At 72.4% G+C, this 20,464-nt stretch carries 18 protein-coding genes; 14 read left to right on the top strand and 4 right to left on the bottom strand.

The genetic code is table 11. The features are described from left to right. Positions 1–85: 85 nt before the first annotated feature. Positions 86–673 (bottom strand): TetR/AcrR family transcriptional regulator, encoded by a 588-nt coding sequence (locus AB0I06_RS09870; protein ID WP_363118237.1) that lies wholly within the window; start codon positions 671–673, stop codon positions 86–88. A gap of 88 nt (positions 674–761) precedes the next feature. Here AB0I06_RS09870 and AB0I06_RS09865 point away from each other — a divergent pair, with 88 nt between their 5' ends. The 5 genes from AB0I06_RS09865 (at position 762) to gatB (ending at position 4,839) form a co-directional block, all read left to right on the top strand. Then, positions 762–1,133 (top strand): DUF4267 domain-containing protein, encoded by a 372-nt coding sequence (locus AB0I06_RS09865; protein WP_363118236.1) that lies wholly within the window; start codon positions 762–764, stop codon positions 1,131–1,133. 134 nt (positions 1,134–1,267) lie between these two features. Further along, positions 1,268–1,564, top strand: a complete 297-nt coding sequence (gene gatC, locus AB0I06_RS09860; protein ID WP_018531282.1) for an Asp-tRNA(Asn)/Glu-tRNA(Gln) amidotransferase subunit GatC — start codon at positions 1,268–1,270, stop codon at positions 1,562–1,564. A 5-nt stretch (positions 1,565–1,569) separates the two neighbouring features. Next, positions 1,570–3,072, top strand: coding sequence for an Asp-tRNA(Asn)/Glu-tRNA(Gln) amidotransferase subunit GatA (gene gatA, locus AB0I06_RS09855; RefSeq protein ID WP_363118235.1), 1,503 nt, complete (start codon positions 1,570–1,572; stop codon positions 3,070–3,072). After that, positions 3,069–3,308, top strand: coding sequence for a hypothetical protein (locus tag AB0I06_RS09850; protein WP_030851407.1), 240 nt, complete (start codon positions 3,069–3,071; stop codon positions 3,306–3,308). The genes gatA and AB0I06_RS09850 overlap by 4 nt, the downstream gene beginning before the upstream one ends. Before the next feature lie 16 nt (positions 3,309–3,324). After that, a complete protein-coding gene (gene gatB / locus AB0I06_RS09845; RefSeq protein WP_363118233.1) occupies positions 3,325–4,839 on the top strand; it encodes an Asp-tRNA(Asn)/Glu-tRNA(Gln) amidotransferase subunit GatB in 1,515 nt (504 codons plus the stop codon). A gap of 62 nt (positions 4,840–4,901) precedes the next feature. Here the strand turns inward: gatB and AB0I06_RS09840 are convergent, their stop codons facing one another. Then, positions 4,902–5,705, bottom strand: a complete 804-nt coding sequence (locus tag AB0I06_RS09840) for a methyltransferase domain-containing protein (RefSeq protein ID WP_363118232.1) — start codon at positions 5,703–5,705, stop codon at positions 4,902–4,904. 190 nt (positions 5,706–5,895) lie between these two features. Between AB0I06_RS09840 and AB0I06_RS09835 the strand changes: the two genes are divergently transcribed. The 7 genes from AB0I06_RS09835 to AB0I06_RS09805 all read left to right on the top strand — a co-directional run bounded on the left by AB0I06_RS09835 (position 5,896) and on the right by AB0I06_RS09805 (position 13,557). After that, the gene (locus AB0I06_RS09835) at positions 5,896–6,228 is read left to right on the top strand and encodes a hypothetical protein (RefSeq protein ID WP_363118230.1); all 333 of its coding nucleotides are present in this window, start codon (positions 5,896–5,898) and stop codon (positions 6,226–6,228) included. A gap of 158 nt (positions 6,229–6,386) precedes the next feature. Continuing rightward, positions 6,387–8,633 (top strand): MMPL family transporter, encoded by a 2,247-nt coding sequence (locus AB0I06_RS09830; RefSeq protein ID WP_363118229.1) that lies wholly within the window; start codon positions 6,387–6,389, stop codon positions 8,631–8,633. Next, positions 8,611–9,183 (top strand): GNAT family protein, encoded by a 573-nt coding sequence (locus tag AB0I06_RS09825; protein ID WP_363118228.1) that lies wholly within the window; start codon positions 8,611–8,613, stop codon positions 9,181–9,183. The genes AB0I06_RS09830 and AB0I06_RS09825 overlap by 23 nt, the downstream gene beginning before the upstream one ends. A 35-nt stretch (positions 9,184–9,218) precedes the next feature. Then, positions 9,219–9,755, top strand: coding sequence for a hypothetical protein (locus AB0I06_RS09820; RefSeq protein ID WP_363118227.1), 537 nt, complete (start codon positions 9,219–9,221; stop codon positions 9,753–9,755). Positions 9,756–9,954: 199 nt separating this feature from the next. Next, the gene (locus tag AB0I06_RS09815; protein ID WP_363118226.1) at positions 9,955–10,140 is read left to right on the top strand and encodes a hypothetical protein; all 186 of its coding nucleotides are present in this window, start codon (positions 9,955–9,957) and stop codon (positions 10,138–10,140) included. Between the two features lie 128 nt (positions 10,141–10,268). Further along, the gene (locus tag AB0I06_RS09810; protein ID WP_363118225.1) at positions 10,269–13,313 is read left to right on the top strand and encodes an AAA family ATPase; all 3,045 of its coding nucleotides are present in this window, start codon (positions 10,269–10,271) and stop codon (positions 13,311–13,313) included. Positions 13,314–13,371: 58 nt separating this feature from the next. Beyond that, the gene (locus AB0I06_RS09805; RefSeq protein WP_363118224.1) at positions 13,372–13,557 is read left to right on the top strand and encodes a DUF6191 domain-containing protein; all 186 of its coding nucleotides are present in this window, start codon (positions 13,372–13,374) and stop codon (positions 13,555–13,557) included. 5 nt (positions 13,558–13,562) lie between these two features. On the opposite strand, the gene AB0I06_RS09800 is transcribed toward AB0I06_RS09805, so the two are convergent. Both AB0I06_RS09800 and AB0I06_RS09795 read right to left on the bottom strand, forming a co-directional pair. Further along, the gene (locus AB0I06_RS09800; RefSeq protein ID WP_363118223.1) at positions 13,563–14,735 is read right to left on the bottom strand and encodes a PQQ-dependent sugar dehydrogenase; all 1,173 of its coding nucleotides are present in this window, start codon (positions 14,733–14,735) and stop codon (positions 13,563–13,565) included. A gap of 126 nt (positions 14,736–14,861) precedes the next feature. Beyond that, complete coding sequence (locus tag AB0I06_RS09795; RefSeq protein WP_363118222.1) at positions 14,862–15,860, bottom strand: aldo/keto reductase; 999 nt, start codon at positions 15,858–15,860, stop codon at positions 14,862–14,864. Positions 15,861–15,937: 77 nt separating this feature from the next. On the opposite strand from AB0I06_RS09795, the gene AB0I06_RS09790 reads away from it, so the two are divergent. Then, the gene (locus AB0I06_RS09790) at positions 15,938–16,888 is read left to right on the top strand and encodes a 2-hydroxyacid dehydrogenase (RefSeq protein WP_363118221.1); all 951 of its coding nucleotides are present in this window, start codon (positions 15,938–15,940) and stop codon (positions 16,886–16,888) included. A 445-nt stretch (positions 16,889–17,333) separates the two neighbouring features. After that, positions 17,334–20,351, top strand: a complete 3,018-nt coding sequence (locus tag AB0I06_RS09785; protein WP_363118220.1) for an EAL domain-containing protein — start codon at positions 17,334–17,336, stop codon at positions 20,349–20,351. Positions 20,352–20,464: the final 113 nt, after the last annotated feature.

Genomic DNA, 20,464 nt, shown 5'->3' with positions numbered 1-20,464 from the left:
GCCGCACCCGGCCGGGGCGCACCTCGGGGCGAGCGGTCAGTGCGTGCCCCGCGCCCGGCCGTGACGCACCTCCCGGGGCGAGCGGTCAGGCCGTGCCCTGCGGCGCGAAGTGGCCGATGAACAGCGCCAGCCGCAGTTCGTGCGCCTCCTCGGGCAGCCGGCCGCTGCGCATCAGGGTCACCAGACCGTGCAGCCCGGCCCAGTACGTCTCCGTCAGTGCTCCGGTGTCCTCGCCCTCGGCCGCGATCGGCCGGACGGCCTGCGACAGCTCGCCGAAGGCGTCCTGGAGGGCCGCCGGCGCCTCGGGGGTGGCGAAGGGCAGGTCCACGTCGAGGGTGAAGATCACGTCGTAGAGCGCGGGCCGCCGCCGGGCGAAGGCGGTGTACGCGCGGGCCACCGCCGCCAGCGCCTCACGGGCGCCGGCGGCCGCCGTGCGCGCCGCCCGCAGCTCGACGGCCAGCTCCGCGCAGCCCTGGACCGCCACCGCCGCCATGATCGCGCCCTTGCCCTTGAAGTGGCTGTAGAGGACGGGCTGGCTGTACTCGATCTCCTCGGCGAGCCGCCGCGTGGTCACCGCGTCCCAGCCCTCCGCCTCGGCCAGTTCCCGCGCGGCCGTCACGATCATCCGCTCGCGTTCCGCTCGTTCGCGCTCCCGGCGCGTCTGGATCGTCATAACCGGAACCCTAGCATCGCTAGCGATCCTATCGATGCTCTGCTAGCTTCGCTCTTGCCCCTAGCGCTGCTAGCAAACGGAGAAGCACATGACCGTCACCGCGTACACCCTGGCCGTCGTGCTCAACCTGTTCTGCCTGTTCCTCGGCTACCGGTTTCTGTTCCGCCCCGCCGCCTCGGCCGCCGGGTACGGCGTTCCGGCCGACCCCGGCGGCGACGCCGGCGCCTACCTGACGATCAAGGGCCTGAGGGACGGCACCCTCGGAGTGGTCGGCCTGGCGCTGCTCGTCTTCGCGGGGGCCGGGGCCGAGGCCTGGTTCATGCTCGCCGTGGCACTCGTCCCGCTCGGCGACACCCTGATCGTGCTGCGCCACGGCGGTGCGAAGGCGGTGGCCTTCGGCGTCCACTTCGCCACCGCGGTCGTCGTCCTGATCGGCGCCGGCCTGCTCTTCGCGGTCTGAGCACGCCCCGAGAGCCTCCGGGACGGTCTGAGCACGCCCCGAGAGCCTCCGGGACGCCAAACCGTTTCACGGGCACGGCCCCTCGCCCCATAGGATTGGCCCAAACCCATTCACTCACCCCAGAGGATCGCTGCATGCCTGGCATCACGCGCGAGGAGGTCGCCCACCTCGCCCGGCTGGCGCGTCTGGAGCTGAAGCCCGAAGAGCTCGACCACTTCGCGGGACAGCTGGACGACATCATCGGCGCGGTCGCCCGCGTCAGTGAGGTCGCCGACCAAGACGTACCGCCGACCTCGCACCCGCTCCCGCTGACGAACGTCATGCGTGCGGACGAGGTCCGTCCGTCGCTCACCCCCGAGCAGGCGCTCTCCGGCGCCCCGGCCCAGGAGCAGCAGCGTTTCAAGGTGCCGCAGATCCTGGGGGAGGACTAACCGCCATGACGGACAACGTCAACATCATCAAGCTCACGGCCGCCGAGACCGCCGCGAAGATCGCCTCCGGCGAGCTCACCGCGGTCCAGGTCACCGAGGCCCACCTCGCCCGCATCGAGGCCGTCGACGAGAAGGTGCACGCCTTCCTGCACGTCGACCGCGAGGGCGCGCTCGCCCAGGCCCGTGCCGTCGACGAGAAGCGGGCCAGGGGCGAGAAGCTCGGCCCGCTGGCCGGCGTCCCGCTCGCGCTGAAGGACATCTTCACCACCGAGGGCGTGCCCACGACCGTCGGCTCGAAGATCCTCGAGGGCTGGATCCCGCCGTACGACGCGACCGTCACCCAGCGGCTCAAGGCCGCCGACGTCGTCATCCTCGGCAAGACCAACATGGACGAGTTCGCCATGGGGTCCTCCACCGAGAACAGCGCCTACGGCCCCACCGGCAACCCCTGGGACCTCACCAGGATCCCCGGCGGCTCCGGCGGCGGTTCCTCCGCCGCTCTCGCCTCCTTCCAGGCGCCGCTGGCCATCGGCACCGACACCGGTGGCTCCATCCGCCAGCCCGCGGCCGTCACCGGCACGGTCGGCGTGAAGCCGACCTACGGCGCGGTCTCCCGCTACGGCATGGTGGCGTTCTCCTCCTCCCTCGACCAGGGCGGCCCCTGTGCCCGCACGGTCCTGGACGCGGCCCTGCTGCACGAGGTCATCGCCGGGCACGACCCGCTCGACTCCACCTCCGTCGACGAGCCCGTCCCGGCGGTCGTCGAGGCCGCCCGCAACGGCTCGGTCGAGGGCATGCGCGTCGGCGTCGTCAAGCAGTTCCGCGGCGAGGGTTACCAGGCCGGCGTCATCCAGCGGTTCGACGAGTCCGTCGCGCTGCTCAAGGAGCTGGGCGCCGAGATCGTCGAGCTGGACTGCCCGTCCTTCGACCTGGCGCTGTCGGCGTACTACCTGATCGCGCCGAGCGAGTGCTCCTCCAACCTCGCCCGCTTCGACGGCCTGCGCTACGGCCTGCGGACCGGCGACGACGGCACGCGCTCCGCCGAGGAGGTCACCTCGCTGACCCGTGAGGCCGGCTTCGGCCCCGAGGTGAAGCGCCGCGTCATGCTCGGCACCTACGCCCTGTCGAGTGGCTACTACGACGCCTACTACGGCAGTGCCCAGAAGGTCCGCACGCTCATCAAGCAGGACTTCGACAAGGCGTTCGAGCAGGTCGACGTGATCGTCTCCCCGACGACCCCGACCACCGCCTTCCCGATCGGCGAGCGCGCCGACGACCCGATGGCGATGTACCTCGCCGACCTGTGCACCATCCCGACCAACCTGGCGGGCAACGCGGCCATGTCGCTGCCGTGCGGCCTCGCCCCGGAGGACAACCTCCCGGTCGGTCTGCAGATCATCGCCCCCGTCATGAAGGACGACCGCCTGTACAAGGTGGGTGCCGCCGTCGAGGCCGCCTTCGTGGAAAAGTGGGGCCACCCGCTGATCGAGGAGGCTCCGTCGCTGTGAGCGCACTGTCCAAGGCCAAGGGCTTCAAGAAGTCCAAGTCCGGTCTGTACATCTCGATGGCCACGTCGGCGTTCGGCGCCGTCGGGGTCTACAAGCAGATCAAGAAGGCCCGCGGAGACAACGACACGCTGCGGCTGCTCGACGCCGTCGTGACCGGAGCCGCGGTCGTCACCAACCTGGCCATTCTCTATCGCGAGCTGAAGCAGCTGGGCGACGACGACGTTCTGCTGGGCTGAGAGGGAAGTACTCACCGTGACCACCACGACCGACCTGGTGTCGTACGAGGACGCACTCGCGTCGTACGACCCCGTCATGGGCCTCGAGGTCCATGTCGAACTCGGCACCAAGACCAAGATGTTCTGCGGCTGCTCGACCGCCCTCGGCCAGGACGCCAACACGCAGACCTGCCCGGTCTGCCTGGGCCTGCCCGGCGCGCTCCCGGTCGTCAACGCGACCGGCGTCGAGTCCGCCATCAAGATCGGCCTCGCGCTGAACTGCGAGATCGCCGAGTGGTGCCGCTTCGCCCGGAAGAACTACTTCTATCCGGACATGCCGAAGAACTTCCAGACCTCCCAGTACGACGAGCCGATCGCCTTCAACGGCTACCTCGACGTGCAGCTGGAGGACGGCGAGACCTTCCGCGTGGAGATCGAGCGCGCCCACATGGAGGAGGACACCGGCAAGTCGACCCATGTCGGCGGCGCCACCGGCCGCATCCACGGCGCGTCCCACTCCCTGCTGGACTACAACCGCGCCGGCATCCCGCTCATCGAGATCGTCACCAAGCCGATCGAGGGCGCCGGCGAGCGGGCCCCCGAGGTCGCGCGGGCGTACGTCCGTGAGCTGCGCGAGGTCATCCGCGCGCTCGGCGTCTCCGAGGCCCGCATGGAGATGGGCCAGATGCGCTGCGACGTGAACCTGTCGCTGCGCCCGCACGGCACCGAGAAGTTCGGCACCCGTTCGGAGACGAAGAACGTCAACTCGTTGCGGTCCGTGGAGCGCGCGGCCCGCTTCGAGATCCAGCGGCACGCGGCCGTGCTGTCCTCCGGCGGCACGATCGTGCAGGAGACCCGGCACTTCCACGAGGACACGGGGTCCACGACCTCGGGCCGGGTGAAGGAGGAGGCCGAGGACTACCGGTACTTCCCCGAGCCCGACCTCGTCCCGGTGGCCCCGTCGCGCGCGTGGGTCGAGGAGATCCGCTCCGGGCTGCCCGAGCTGCCGCTGGTCCGCCGCAACCGGCTCCGCGAGGAGTGGGGCATCTCCGGCACCGACATGCAGGCGATCCTCAACGCCGGTGCGCTGGAGCCGATCGTCGCCACCATCGAGGCCGGGGCCGACGCCGCCTCCGCCCGCAAGTGGTGGATGGGCGAGCTGGCCCGCAGCGCCAACGAGTCGGGCAAGGCGCTCGACGAGCTGGCGATCACGCCGCAGCAGGTGGCCCGGGTCACCGAGCTCGTCGCGAAGGGCGACCTGAACGACAAGCTGGCCCGTCAGGTCATCGAGGGCGTTCTCGCGGGCGAGGGCACCCCGGACGAGGTCGTCGACAAGCGCGGTCTGAAGGTTGTCTCCGACGAAGGCGCCCTCACCACCGCCGTCGAGGAGGCCATCGCCGGCAACCCGGCCATCGCGGACAAGATCCGCGGCGGCAAGGTGGCGGCGGCCGGCGCCCTGGTCGGCGCGGTCATGAAGGCGACCCGCGGTCAGGCCGACGCGGCGCGCGTCAAGGAGCTCATCCTGGAGAAGCTGGGCGTCAGCGAGGGCTGACCTCCCGTGGACCCGAGGAGGGGGGACGCACCGGACCCGGTGCGTCCCCCCTCGTCATTCATTCAGAGGCGGCGGCCGACGACCCGGACGAAGCCCAGCGTCTGGCCCCGGTCGAGGCGCAGCATCTCGGCGCACTGCCCGGCCATCCGGACGTGCCACTCGTCGGTGTGCTCCTCGGCCACGATCTCGCACCAGCGCAGCCAGTCGCGCCAGCCGTCCTGGAGCCAGTCGGCCGTCTCGACCTCCACGGCCCCGCTGCGGGTCCAGTGGCGCCGCCACCAGGCCGCCGTGTGGAAGCACCAGAAGTCGGGCTCCCAGTACGGCTTGAGGTGCTCCGGCGGCTCGACGCCGTCGATCTCCTCGCGCAGCGCCGGCACGACGACGCCGATTCGCCCGCCGGGCTTCAGCAGCCGCGTCAGCCCGGGCAGGTACAGGTCGTTCGTGCCGAAGTACTGGTAGGCGTCGATCGAGACGATCGTGTCGAAGCTGTTCTCGCCGAACGGCAGGTCGTGCGCCTCGGCGAGCACGGGCAGGACGCGGTCGGCGACGCCCGCCTCGGCGATGCGCCCGGCGTTCTCACCGGGCATGATCCACAGGTCGGCGGCGGTGACCTGGGCGTCGTACTCCTTGGCGAGGAAGATCGACGTCATGGCCCGGCCGCAGCCCAGGTCGAGCACGCGGGATCCGGGACGCAGGGCCTCGGGTCCCAGGGCGGGGGCCAGCCACTCCAGCAGCCACAGTGCGTGCGGGCCCATCTGGCTGTCGACGGCCCAGCGGGCGTCGTAGCCGTTGCTGCGCGGGTAGCCGGGGTGGCTCACACGGTCAGCGAGGGGGTCGTTCGAGGTCCGGGAAGTGATGTCGGGCATCGGTGAACGGGCTCCTTGAGTCCTTGAGGAAGAAAGGGGATGCGTCGGAGCTCGGTCGGACCGTTAAACAATGCACCTGCTTCGGCCGGCGGCGGGAACCGCCGCGGTTTCCTCGGACCGGCGGACGCTAACAGCCGGCCCCCGGGCCCCGCATCCGGTTTTCCCCGCCCGGCGCGCTACCGTCTCGGCCATGAGTGGACGTCCTGATTCCGACACCGGTCCGCAGGCAGCGGACCTGGAGGCGGCCGCCGACCAGGACGAGGCGGACGACCCGGTGGACGACGCACGCCGGGCCCGCTGGACGGCGCTGGGCACCGGCGCCGCACTGACCCTGGCCGGTCTGGCGGCGGCCCTGCTCCGCCTCGTCCGGTCCGCCCCGGCGCTCGTCCCGGCCGCGTACGCCGGCGGGGCCGCCGTCTGCGCTGCCGCCGCCGTGCTGGGCGCCCGCGGCCGGACCCGGCGCGCGCTGTGGCTGTTGGTGGCAGGGGTGATGGTGATGGCGCTGGGGGACCAGTTCGACTGATTCCGGCCGCTGTGAACAAGCCCACGAAACCGACAAATGATCTCGTGAGCCTGTAAGAGTGGCAAGGCATTGCTCATGCGTTCTTTGCTGGCCGTTCAGTTCATGTACGACTGTTCCCGGTCAAAGATCCACACAAGGCAACTCCGGGAGCACGTTTCGTGGCAGCCCTCGCACGCTGGTGTGTCCAGCGCCGTCTGCTCAGCGTCCTGCTGTGGCTCCTCGCGTTCGCGGGGGTCGCCGCGGGCGCCGCCGCCGCCGGCACCACGTACTCGAACGACTACCAGGTCCCCGGCACCGAGTCGGGCCGCGCCACCGAGCTGCTGCATGAGGGCTTCCCGCAGCTCGGCGGGGACAGCGACACCGTCGTCTGGCACACCGCGTCCGGCAGCGTCCGCGCCGCCGACGTCGAGCAGACGATGACCCGCACCCTGGACCGGATCGAGAACCTCCCCGGCGTGGCCTCGGTCACCAGCCCCTACGACGGGCCGGGCACCGGCCGCGTCAGCGAGGACGGCCGCACGGCGTACGCCTCCGTCACCTTCGACGACCAGGCCGAGGACGTCACCAAGGGCGAGGCGCAGGCCGTCGTCGACACCGCGAAGAGCGCCCGGTCCGACGGGCTCCAGGTGGAGCTGGGCGGCAGCGCGGTCGCGCTCACCGAGTCCTCCGGCGGGCACGTCGCCGAGATCGTCGGCGTGGTCGTCGCCGCGGTGGTGCTGTTCCTGGCCTTCGGCTCGCTCGCCGCGTCCCTGTTGCCCATCGCCACCGCCCTGGTCGGCGTCGGCACCGCCTACGCCGGGATCGTGCTGCTCGGGCACGCCATGACCGTCGCCGACTTCGCGCCCATGCTGGGCATGCTGATCGGCCTCGGCGTCGGTATCGACTACGCGCTGTTCATCGTCACCAGACACCGCCGCGGACTCAAACGCGGCCTGTCCGTCGGCGAGGCCGCCACCAACGCCGTCGCGACCACCGGAAGGGCGGTCGTCTTCGCGGGTGCCACCGTTTGCATCGCCCTGCTGGGCATGCTGATCCTCCGGCTGAGCTTCCTCAACGGCGTCGCCATAGCGGCCAGCCTCACCGTGATCCTCACCGTCGCCGCGTCCGTGACCCTGCTGCCCGCCCTGCTGTCCTTCATCGGCATGCGCGCGCTCAGCCGCCGCGAGCGCCGCCGCCTGGACGAGCACGGCCCGGAACCCGAGATGCCCACCGGCTTCGCGGCCCGCTGGTCGGCCTTCGTGGAGCGCCACCCCAAGGTGCTCGGCGCGGTCGCCCTGGTCGTCATGGCCGTCCTCGCCCTGCCCACCCTCTCCCTGCACCTGGGCACCTCCGACCAGGGCAACGACCCGAAGACGGCCACCACACGGCAGGCGTACGACCTCCTGGCCGACGGCTTCGGCCCGGGGGTGAACGGCCCGCTCACCCTCGTCACGAAGGTCGACGGAGCCGGCGACAAGCTCGCCCTGGACAACCTCGACGGCACCCTCCGCGCCACCGACGGCGTCGCCGCGGTGACCCCGGTGACCTTCGATTCCGGCGGCCACACCGCGTACCTCACCGTCGTCCCGGAGTCCTCCCCGCAGTCGCAGCGGACCAGCGACCTCGTCGACCGGCTGCGCGGCGAGGTGCTGCCGCGTGCCGAGGCGGGCACCTCCCTGGACGTGCAAGTGGGTGGCATGACGGCCGGCTACGACGACTTCGCCGACGTCATCGTCTCCAAGCTGCCCGTCTTCGTCGGGGTCGTCATCGGCCTGGGCTGTCTGCTGCTCCTGCTCGCCTTCCGGTCCGTCGGCATCCCGCTGAAGGCCGCCGCGATGAACGTCGCCGCCGTGGCGTCGGCCTTCGGCGTGGTGGTGGCGATCTTCCAGTGGGGCTGGGGCAGCGAACTGCTCGGCCTCGGCAGCGCCGGGCCCATCGAACCGTTCCTGCCCGTGATCATGGTGTCCGTGCTTTTCGGCCTCTCCATGGACTACCAGGTCTTCCTGGTCAGCCGGATGTACGAGGAGTGGCTGGAGACCGGCGACAACCGGCGGGCCGTGCGCGTCGGCCTCGCCGAGACCAGCCGGGTCATCAACTCGGCGGCGGTCATCATGATCTCCGTCTTCCTGGCGTTCGTGCTCAGCGGCGACCGGGTGATCGCCATGTTCGGCATCGCCCTGGCCGCGGCCGTCGCCCTGGACGCCTTCGTCCTGCGCACCCTCCTGGTCCCGGCCCTGATGCACCTGCTCGGCGGCGCCAACTGGTGGTTGCCCCGCTGGCTGGACAAGCGCATGCCGCGCATCAGCATCGAGCCGCCCGAGAGCCGCGCCGCCCATGAGAGGCTGGCCGCCGCGACGGACGCCGAGGTGGCGGACGTCCTGGCGGAGGAGGAGCGACAGCGGGATGTACGCGATATCCCTGGGTGACGACGCCGAGCTGAGGCCCCTGGAGCCCTGGCACGCCGAGGAGTTCCTGACCCACCTGGAGCGGGGGCGGGAGTTCATCGGGCAGTACATCCCGTTCGGGACGACCGAGACGGACCTGCTCTCGGCCCGCGCCAAGCTCCAGCGCTACGCCGACATGCGCGCCGCCGACACGGGCTCCCTGCACGGACTGTGGCTGAACGGCACGCTGGTGGGCGGCGTTCTGTTCCTGAACTTCGACGCGGCGACCGGCAACTGCGAGGTCGGCTGCTGGCTGGAGCCCGCCGGCACCGGCCGGGGCCTGGTCACCCGGGCGATGCGGGTCCTCATCGACTGGGCCGTCGAGGAGCGCGGCATCCACCGCGTCGAGTGGGTCGCCGCATCCGGCAATCAGCCGAGCCTGAACGTGGCCCGGCGGCTCGGGATGACCCGTGACGGTGTGCGGCGCGAGGCACACCCCTATGGTGGCGTACGGCACGACCTCGAAGTCTGGTCGGTGCTGGCGCCCGAGTGGCGCGCCGCACGCGCGCGTGCCGCTCACGACGATCATTAAGAGACTTCTCAGACAGCGACCCTACGGTGCGAGGCATGGCAACGAACGCAGTGGACGAGACCGAGGCCACCAAGGCCACGACCGACGAGAGGGCGGTGGACACCACCGAGTCCGACGAGACGCCCGAGACCGAGGTCCCGGCCACGGCCGAGGACACGCAGACCAAGGAGGAGGGCCCCTCCGGCGTCGGCCAGGGCGCCGCCGCCGTGGTCTCGGCCGCACTGGGCGTCGTCTCGCTCACCGGCAGCTGGATCGGCACCGTGGCCTCCGCGCGCCAGAACCTCGTCGGACAGCTGGAGACCGCGCAGAACGCGGGCGTCGCCCAGCAGATCCAGGCGGTCTACGGCGACGCCTGGCAGACCACCGCCCTGTGGGGCGGTCTGTTCGCGCTGATCGCGCTGGTCGTCGGCGTCGTCACGCTCGCCCGCCCCGCGTTCGGCACGCCCGGCAGGATCCAGGCCCCCTGGATCAAGTCCGTCGCCTGGGCGGGCGTCGCGCTCGGCGTCATCGGCCTGTTCCTGGCCGTGCTGAAGTACACCGGCATCCTGCTCGGACTGCCGTCCGCGAGCTGAACCGCCGCACGTCCTGAGGGGTCTCAGGGATTCCGTAAGCACCTTACGGAGCCCCCTGGGGCCCCTCAGCCGTGTCTAAGGCCCCTCGCAGGTCCAAAGATGCGGAAGTCTCCCGATGTGGCCACCCCACCTGGGCGACGAGAGTTGAGGTCGTCGCGGAGGAACCCTCCGTGACCGGCCCTCTCACGAAGGACACACCATGTACGAGTACGAGCTCCAGCAGCTGCGCACCGCCGACCTCATCCGCCGCGCCGACCACCAGCGCATGGTCCGCGAGGCCGACCGGGCCCGCCGCGCGGCCCGCCGCTCAACGGGCGAACACTCCGCCGAGCACGAGAGCCATAGCCGCCGTCTGGGGCGGCTTCGGTCCGCCCGGACGGCGTGAACAGCGGGGCGGGACCGGCCACCGCCGTGGCCGCCCGCACGGCGGCGGCCGTCGTTCGCACCGCGACGACGGCCGCCGCCGCGGCAGTTCACCGGAAAACCGGTGCCACACCGTCGGACCCGCATGCGATGCTCGGGGCCGTGGAGACCAGGTCCGTCAGCCCCGTGTTCGTCGGTCGTGCCGAGGAACTGGGCACCCTGCACGACGCACTCGTCCGCGCCTGCGAGGGCGAGCCCCAGGCGCTGCTCATCGGCGGGGAGGCCGGGGTCGGCAAGACCCGCCTGGTCGAGGAGTTCGCCGCCGCCGCCCGCCGCGGCGGGGCGGTGGTCGCACTCGGCGGCTGCGTGGAGATCGGCGCCGACGGGCTGCCCTTCGCCCCCTTCTCCACCGCGCTGCGCGCACTGCGCCGCGCACTGCCCGGCGAACTGGCCGCCGCGGCCGCGGGCCAGGAGGAGGAACTGGCCCGGCTGCTGCCCGAACTGGGCGAGTCGGGCGCCGGGCGGCACGACGAGGACGGCATGGCCCGCCTCTTCGAGCTCACCGCACGCCTGCTGGAGCGCGTCGCCGCCGAACACACCGTCGTCCTCGCCCTGGAGGACCTGCACTGGGCCGACGCCTCCACCCGGTATCTGCTCTCCTACCTCTTCCGCACCCTGCGCACCGGCCGCCTCGTCGTCCTGGCCACCTACCGTTCCGACGACATCCACCGCCGCCACCCGATGAGGCCCCTGCTCGCCGAACTCGACCGGCTCCGCACGATCCGCCGCCTCGAACTCGCCCGCTTCAACCGCGACGAGGTGTGCCGCCAGGTCGCCGGGATCCTCGCCCAAGAGCCCGAGCCCGACCAGGTCGACGCGATCTTCGAACGCTCCGACGGCAACGCCTTCTTCGTCGAGGAACTCGCCGTCGCCGCCCACGAGGGCTGCCGGACCGGCCTGACCGACTCCCTGCGCGACCTGCTGCTCGTCCGTGTCGAGGGGATGCCGGAGCCCGCCCAGCAGGTCGCCCGGATCGTCGCCGAGGGCGGCTCCACCGTCGAGTACCGGCTGCTGGCCGCCGTCGCCCGGCTCACCGAGGACGACCTCATCGAGGCGCTGCGGGCCGCGGTGAACGCCGGCATCCTCGCCCCCGCGCCCGGCGGCGACGGCTACCGCTTCCGGCACTCCCTGGTCCGCGAGGCCGTCAGCGACGACCTGCTCCCCGGCGAACGCTCCCGCCTCAACCGCCGCTACGCCGAAGCCCTGGAGAGCGACCCGGCGCTCGTTCCCGCCGACCAGCGGACCACCCGCCTGGCCAGCTACTGGTACCACGCCCACGACCCCGCCAAGGCCCTGCCCGCCGTCCTCGAAGCCTCCGTCTCTGCCCGCCGCCGGCACGCCTACGCCGAGCAACTGCGGCTGCTGGAGCGGGCGATGGAACTGTGGGACACCGCCCCCGAGGCCGTACGCCGCACCCTGCGCCCCGTCGACTACGCCGAGGTCTATCCCCCCTGCGGCTGCGACCCTGCCACCACCGCGCTGCGCCACCTGGACCTGCTGGCCGAGGCGGCCGTCGCGGGACGGCTCTGCGGGGAACGCGAACGCGCCCTGAAGATCACCAAGCGCGCCCTGCGGCTGCTCGACGAGGAGAACGACCCCCTGCGAGCGGCCTGGTTCTGGATCCAGCGCTCCCGGCTGGTGCAGGGGCTGGCCCGGGGCGACGGCTGGAAGGAGATCGCCACCGCCCAGGAGCTGGTCCGCGGCCTGCCGCCGTCCGAGGTGCACGCCGAGGTGCTGGCCACGGCCGCCCACTGGTCGATGCTCCACGAACCGGGGCCGGACGCCCTGACGGCGGCCGAGCGGGCCGTCCAGTACGCGCGCATGGTCGGCGCCGACGACATCGAGTCCAACGCCCGGCTCACCCTCGGCGGACTCATGGTCGACGCCGGGCAGATCGACGCCGGGCTCCGCCACATGTACGACGTCAGGGACGAGGTGGTCGCCCGGGGCCTCGCGGCGATCGTGGGCCGCAGCCATGTGAACCTGCCCTCCGTCCTCGAAGGCGTCGGCCGCTCCGAGGAGGCCGTCTCCATCCTGCGCGAGGGCCTGCGGCTCACGGGGGCGATGGGGCTGCGGGACGCCGAGGCCTGGATCTGGAGCAACCTCGCGGAGTCGCTCGTCTCCCTCGGCCGCTGGGACGAGGCCGCGGAGGCCGCCGGCAACGCCCAGCGACGCGGCCAGACGGCCGGCCCGCACGGGTCGGGCGCCAACTGCCTGGCCTTCCTGGCGCTCGCCCGGGGGGAGGTGCCCGAGGCGGCCCGTTACCTCGCCCAGGGCCGCGCCGCCTACGGCCCGCACGACCCCATGCCGCAGCACGACCTGCCGATCTCCTGGCTCACCATCGCGCTCGCCGCCGCCGAGGGGCGCCTGGCCGACGCCCGCGCCGAACTGACCCGCACCCTCGCATCGGGCTTCCCGCTCGGCACCCAGCGCTACGCCTGGCCGCTGCTGCTCGAAGCGGCCACCGCCGAGGCCGAGGCCCGGGCACTGCCCGCCGCCCGCGAGGGCCGCGCGGAGGTTCTCCAAGGCGTCCTCGGCGCCGCCAAGCGCCTCACCACCCACGCACCCGTCTGGCTCGCCCACGAGCTGTGGGTCCGAGCCGAACTGAAGCGCGCCGAGGGCATGAGCGCCCCTGATGCCTGGTCGCGGGTGGTCACCGCCTTCGAACCCCTGGACCGGCCCTACGACCTCGCCCGCGTCCGGTACCGCCTGGCCGAGTCCCTGCTGGCGGGCGGCGGCGAGGACGAGCGCGACCGCGCCACGGAACTGCTCCGCCTCGCCCGCACCGTCGCCCGTCACCTCGGGGCCCGGCCGCTCGCCGACGCCGCCACCGCGCTCGGCCGACGTGCCCGCCTCCCGCTGACGCCCGCCGGCGAACCGGGCCCGGCGCCTGCCGACCCCGTCCAGGCCCTCGGGCTCACCAGCCGGGAACAGGATGTACTGCGCCTGGTCGCCGCCGGGCACACCAACCGCCGGATAGCGCAGGAGCTGTTCATCTCGCCGAAGACCGCGAGCGTGCACGTCTCCAACATCCTCGGCAAGCTCGGCGTCTCCGGGCGGGGCGAGGCCGCCGCCGTGGCGCACCGGCTGGGACTGTTCCCGGCCGACCTGCTCACGCCCGGTCCGGCGGGCTGAGGCATACGCTGGACAGACGTCGCGGACGCCGTGCCCCGCGCGGCCCAGGGAGGTCCCCTTGTTCAACATGTTCGAGGAACTGTTCTCCCCCGGCCGCAAGCACACCCGGGACGAGCAGAACCGGCTGGAACTGACCCGCGAGGATGTCGGGGACGCCGACCCCGGCCGCGGGCCGATAGACCTCGCGTCCGGGAAGGTCGTCGTGCGCCCGCCCGAGGACGAGGCGGGGGCCCCGGACGACTAGGGAGGTCAGCCCACCTTCAGTTCGAGGATCCGGTCGTCCCCGTCCTTCGGGTCGCCCCGGCCGTCCGTGTTGCTGGTCACCAGCCACAGCCGGTCGCCGCCCGCCGCCACCACCGTGCGCAGCCGGCCGTACTCGCCCTCAAGGAACGCCTGCGGCTCGGCCGAGGCCCCGGTGCCGTTCAGCGGGATGCGCCACAGCCGCTTGCCGCGCAGGCCCGCCATCCACACCGACCCCTCGGCGTAGGCGATGCCGCTGGGGGAGGCCTCTGCCGTGCTCCACTGGTCGACCGGGTTGTGGAAGCGCCGGTCGTCGGACCGGCCCTCGGCCTTCGGCCAGCCGTAGTTGTCGCCCGGCTTGATCGCGTTGAGCTCGTCCCAGGTGTCCTGCCCGAACTCCGCGGCGAACAGCCGCTGCCGGCCGTCCCAGGCCAGGCCCTGCACATTGCGGTGGCCGTACGAGTACACCGGCGAGTCGGGGAACGGGTTGCCCGGCGCCGGCTCGCCCTCCGGGGTCAGACGCAGGATCTTGCCGCCCAGCGAGTCCTTGTCCTGGGACAGACCGGTGTCGCCGCTCTCGCCCGTGCCCGCGTAGAGCATCTTGTCGGGTCCGAACGCGATGCGGCCGCCGTTGTGGATGAAGCCCTTGGGGATGCCCTTGAAGACGACGTCGGGCGCGCCGAGCTGCTCACCCGCGGGTTTGCGCTCGTCGTGGATCATGCGCACGATGCGGTTGTCCGAGGCCGAGGTGAAGTACGCGTAGACCATGTGGTCCGAGGCGTAGTCGGGGGACAGGGCGAGCCCGAGGAGCCCGCCCTCGCCGGCCGCAGAGACCCCCGGCACCTCGCCCACGTCCGTCTTCTTGCCGGTCTTGTCGTCGACCCGGACGATCGTCCCGTCGTCCCGGGAGGCGACGAGCAGCCCGCCGCCCGGCAGCGGGGCCAGTCCCCACGGCGACCTCAAGCCCTCGGCGACGGTGCGCACCACCCGCACCGAGCCCTTGGCGGGCGGGGTCGGCTCGGCGGTCTGCCGCGGCGGCGCGGACGACCACGGCGCCGCGGAGCCGGGGGAGGAGCCGCCGTCGGCATCGGACGACCCCCCGCCGTCGGAGGAGCAGCCGGCCGTCAGCAGGAGCGCCGCGGCGGCCAGCACGGTCGGGACGGCTCGACGTTGCACGATCATGGTCCCTTCGACGGGGCGGGTCCTCTCCCTGTCATACACCGCTCGCGGCCGTCAGGTTCCCGATCACGCAACCCCGAACCAGGAACACCGGGTTTGCCCGGAACGCACCCGGCGGCGGGAGCGCGCTCAGTCCCACGACCCCTGCGCCGGCGGCAGCCCGGCCACCTCGGCGAGATCGTCGCGCGTCAGGCGCAGGTCGGCCGCGGCCGTGTTCTCCACGACCCAGCGCTCGTGCTTCGTGCCCGGGACGGGCACCACGTGCGGGCCCTGGGCCAGCACCCACGCCAGGGCGACCTGGGCGGGCGTGACGGCCGCGCCGTGCCGGCGGGCCACGCGGCGCAGCCCCGCGACGATCGGCTGGTTCGCGGCCATCATCTCGCCTGTGAAGCGGGGGTGCCGGGCCCGCGGGTCGTCCGCCTCGAAGCCCGCGCCGGGCCGCAGCCGGCCGGTCAGGAAGCCGTTGCCCAGCGGCATCGCGGCGAGGAAACCCACGCCCCGCGTCACACACCACGGCAGCAGGGTCTCCAGCGCCTCGGGGGACCACACCGACAGCTCCGCCTCCACCGCGCTCACCGGGAAGACCTGCTGCACGCGCTCCAGCTGCCGGATCGTCCCGTCGTGCCGCCGGGCCCCGGACCGGCGGCCGGCCCGCGCGCCCACCGCGCACAGGCCCAACGCCCGTACCTTCCCGGCCTGGACGAGCTCCGCCATCGCGCCCCAGGTCTCCTCGACCGGCACCTCGGGGTCGGCCCGGTGCAACTGGTAGAGGTCTATGACGTCCGTCTGGAGCCGCCGCAGCGAGGCGTCGCAGGCCCGCTTCACATACCCGGGGCGGCCGTTGGCCACGATGTGCTGGTCGCCCACGAGCAGCCCGACCTTCGTCGACACGAACGCGTCGGACCGCCGCTCCCTCAACGCCCGCCCCACCAGCAGCTCGTTGGTGAAGGGGCCGTACATGTCGGCCGTGTCCAGCAGGGAAGCGCCCAGGTCGAGCGCCCGGTGCACCGCCCTGAGCGACTCGTCGCCGCGCCGCCGCGACGCGCTGTAGGCCCAGCTCATCGGCATGCACCCGAGTCCGACGGCCCCCACCGCGAGCGCCGCCGCGCCGATCGTCCTGCGCTCCACCTGGTCGTGACCCTCCCTGTTCGAGCCACCCCAACCTAACCTCTGCCGTCGCGCGCTCCTGACATAGCCTCCAGAGCATGACTGCTGACGTGTGGCTGCCCATCCCGCCGGACGAGATCGAGGGACTCCCCGACGGCCCGGCCTACCGCTTCTGGAACGGCGCCGAGGACTTCCCCGCGGACCCGGCCGACTGCGCCTTCTACGTCGTCCCCTACATGAAGCCCAGCCCGCTGTGCGTACGTCCCCTGGGGCGGATGCGCAACGTCCAGGTCGTGCAGACGCTCTCCGCCGGCATCGACCACGTGGAGCCGGGACTCGGGCGGCTGCCCGGCGGGGTGCGGCTGTGCAACGCGCGGGGGGTGCACGAGGCCAGCACCGGCGAACTCACCCTGGCGCTGATCCTCGCCTCGCTGCGCGGCATCCCCGACTTCGTCCGCGCGCAGGACCGGGGCGAGTGGTTGGGCGGGTTCCGGCCGGCGCTCGCCGACAAGAACGTCCTCATCGTCGGCTACGGCTCGATCGGCGAGGCGATCGAGGACCGGCTCGTTCCGTTCGAGGTGGCGCGGGTGGCGCGCGTCGCGCGCTCCGAGCGCACCACGGCGCGCGGTCCGGTGCATCCGCTCACCGCACTGCCCGCCCTGCTGCCCGAGGCGGACGTGGTCATCCTGTCCACGCCGCTCAACGAAAGCACCCGTGGCCTGGCCGGAGCCGACTTCCTGTCCCGGATGAAGGACGGCGCGCTCCTCGTCAATGTCGCCCGCGGCCCCGTCGTCGACACCAAGGCCCTGCTCGCCGAGCTGGAGAGCGGCCGCATCACCGCCGCCCTCGACGTCACCGACCCGGAGCCGCCGGGGCCCGAACACCCCTTGTGGCGTGCGCCGGGGGTACTCATCAGCCCCCACGCGGGCGGACCCACCTCCGCGTTCCTTCCGCGCGCCAAGCGGCTCCTGGTGGACCAGTTGAACCGTTATGTGAACCGGGAGCCGCTCCGCAACGTGATCCTCACGACGGGTGCATCAACCGACTGAGAGAGCTTCGAGTACCGTCCGCAATCCTCCGGGTGCGGTGGGTACTCATATATCTGTTGATCGTCACGGAGCGTAGAGAACCTATGTCCCTGAGTGACGAGACTGGTGTATCGTCCCGACAGGGGCTGCGCCGGGGACCGTTCGGCGCCGGGGACGGACACTTCAGACTGTGAGGGGGGCGACGGGCGATGCACGGCCTTTGGACGAGCGATCCGACGGGGCGGGGCGGCCGGCGGCGACCCTGGCGGACGGCCGCGCGCAGGCGCGGTCACCACGCCGATCACGGCGGCCACCACACCCACCACAGCGAACGCCACAGCGGGCACCACACCGACCATCACACCGACCACGGCCGTCACCACCGCAGGCAGGGCAGCGGCGAAAGGCATGACCGGCCGGTCCACCGGGACCCACGGGGCCCCGCGGCGCGAACCGGGAGGATCCGGTGAGCGCGCCCCCCACCCCCACGCTGGACGGAGCGCTGCGGGCACAGCCTCAGTCCACGGGTGCGCTGCTGCCTCGCACACCGGCCTCCGGCCGCAGGCCGGGCCCGGCCCTCCAACTCGTCCTCGCGCTGGCCTGCGCGGGATACGCCGTCGGTTCCGCACTCGGCTGGGGTTCGTACGAAGTGGCCCTCTTCATGGGCGACTTCGGGCTGAGCGCCGCAGCCGGCACCGCCGCCGTCTCGTGCTTCCTCTACGCCCGCAGCCGCCGCACCCGCTTTCGACCCGCCTGGCTGCTGTTCGGCCTCTCCTCGACCATGGCCGCGCTGGGCAATCTGGTCTGGGGATGGTACGAGGTGGTCCTGGGGCTGCCCGTACCCAGTCCCAGCTACGCCGACCTGTTCTTCCTCTGCTTCGCGCCGCCCGCGATCGTCGGGCTCCTCGTGCTCGCCAAGCGGCCGGTGACCAAGGCGGGCTGGGTCTGCCTGGGGCTCGACGCCTGGCTGATCGGCGGCTCGCTGCTCACGCTGGCGTGGAGCCTCGCCCTGGCCCAGGCCGCGAAGTCGGAGGGCCCGGGCGTCGCGCACATCGCGCTGTCGCTGGCGTACCCGCTGCTCGACATCGCCCTGGTCAGCATGGTCCTCGCGCTGCACTTTCGGCGGTCCGCGGTGAACCGCTCGGCGGTCAACACCGCCATCGGCGCCCTGGCGCTGACCGTGATGTGCGACGCCCTGTTCACCTCGCCGCTCATGCACCACGACTACCGCTCCGGCCAGCTGCTCGACGCGGGCTGGTTCGCCGGATCGCTGCTCCTGGCGTACGCCCCGTGGGCCGCGCCGCGAGCCGACGCCGACGCCGAGCGGCACGGGCCGGACCGGCACGGCGCGACGGGACACACCCGCGTGGTGCACGAGCACGTGCCAGGCCAGCGCAGCACACCCCACCACCAGGCTCCCCCGCCCGGCGCCGAGCACAGCCGGTACCCGGCCACCCGGCCCATCGCCGGCTCCCTCGCCGCCCTCACGCCGTATCTCGCCGCCGCCGTGTGCACCCTGGGCATCCTCTACAACGTCCTCAACGGGCGCAGCGTCGACCGCGTGGTCCTGCTGACCGGGGGCACCGTGGTGCTCGCGCTCGTCGTGCGCCAGGGCATCATGCTGCTCGACAACATCACGCTCACCCAGGAACTGGCGCAGAAGGAGAACCACTTCCGCTCCCTGGTCCAGGGCTCCAGCGACGTCATCATGATCGCCGCCCCCAGCGGCGTCCTGAGGTACGTCTCCCCGGCCGCCGCCGGTGTCTACGGCCGCTCGGCGGAGGACCTGGTGGGTTCGGAACTGGCCGGCCTCATCCACCCCGAGGACCTGGGCTGCGTCGTGCACGAGGTGCGCCGGTTCCTCGCCGCCGACCCGGTCGAGGAACCCACCACGCGCATCGAGTGCCGCTTCCGCTCGGGCGACGGAGGCTGGCTGAACGTCGAGTCCACCATCAACCGCCATCACGGCGGCCTCATCTTCAACAGCCGCGACGTGACCGAAAGGGTGCGGCTCCAGGCCCAGTTGCAGCACAACGCCGAGCACGACCCGCTCACCGACCTGCCCAACCGCGCCCTGTTCACCAAGCGCGTCCAGCACGCCCTCTCGGGCCGCCGCGCCTCCGACCGGGGCGTGGCCCTGCGGAACACGGCCGTGCTGTTCATCGACCTGGACGGCTTCAAGGCCGTCAACGACACGATCGGGCACCAGGCCGGCGACGAGCTGCTCGTCCAGGCCGCCCGCAGACTCCAGGAATCCGTCCGGCACGGAGACACCGCCTCCCGGCTCGGCGGGGACGAGTTCGCGGCCCTGATCGCCGGGGACAACACCCGCGACCGGGACGCCCGGGAGCGGCACATCCTGGAGCTCGCCGACCGCCTCAGGACCACCCTGTCCCAGCCCTACCTCATCGACGGCAACGATGTCCGGGTCAACGCCTCCATCGGCGTCGCCTTCGCGGAAGCCGGCCTCGGCGCGGGCGAACTGCTGCGCAACGCCGACCTGGCCATGTACCGAGCCAAGGCCGGCGGCAAGGGCCGTGTCGAGCTGTACAGGCCGCAGATGCAGCAGGACGTCGTCCGCAAGGCCGAGCTCGCCACCCGTCTGCGGGCCGCGCTGCACGACGGGGAGTTCGCCCTGCTGCACCAGCCGGTGGTGTCCCTGGAGGACGGCCGGATCTCATCGGTGTCCGCGCAGGCGCGCTGGCGCTCCTCACAAGGGGTGCTCTTCACCCCGGCGGAGTTCCTGCGTGTGGCCGAGGACAGCGACAAGACCGCCGAGCTGGGCCGCTGGATGATGGAGGAGGCCGTCGAGCAGGCCGCCGAGCGGCACACGGCCGGGCTGTCCGTACCGGTCGTCGTGCGGATGAGTGCCCGCCGGCTGCTGGACCGTTCGCTGCCGCTCGGCTCGATCGAGGCACTGCTCACGCGGCACGGGCTGCCGTCCGGGTCGCTGATCATCGAGCTGGCGGACGCCGACCCGAGGGTCTCGATGGACGAGCTGGAGCGGCGTCTGGCCGCCCTGCGGCGGGTCGGCGTACGGATCGCGCTCGACGGGTTCGGCAGCGGCTACGCGGCGATCACGGCCCTCAGGCGGCTCCCCGTCGACGTCCTGAAGCTCGACCGCGGTCTGGTCGACGGCGTCGTGGAGTCCGCGCGGTTGCACAAGATCACCAGCGGGCTGCTGCGCATCGCCGGCGACCTCGGGCTGAAGTCCGTGGCCGAGGGGGTGGACCTGCCCGAGCAGGTCGTCGCCCTGCGCGCGATGGGCTGCACGCACGGGCAGGGCATGGCGTTCTCGGGGCCGCTGGACGAACACCGGCTGCGCCGGGCGCTGGCTTCCGGCCACTATCCGGTGCCGAGCGGGCCGGTCGAACCGGCGTTCGTGGGCGGCGCCCCGCGGGTCTACAGCTCCGGTGTGTCCGCCGTCATCGGAGGCGGCACAGCCCTCCGTTCACATAATGAGACTCCCGTCCCACCCACTTGACAGTGAGTGCGTGCCGGGGGGAGGGTCAGTGCCATGCGCACCCGAATTCTCGTACTTGGACAGCGCGTCGGCTGACGCTGAGCTTCGACCGCTCAGCGACCCCACCCGGCGCG

The organism is Streptomyces sp. NPDC050674 (assembly GCF_040654575.1).
Taxonomy (GTDB): Bacteria; Actinomycetota; Actinomycetes; order Streptomycetales; family Streptomycetaceae; genus Streptomyces.
Note: the sequence above shows the minus strand (reverse complement) of the source record. Positions and strands in the feature narration are given on the sequence as shown.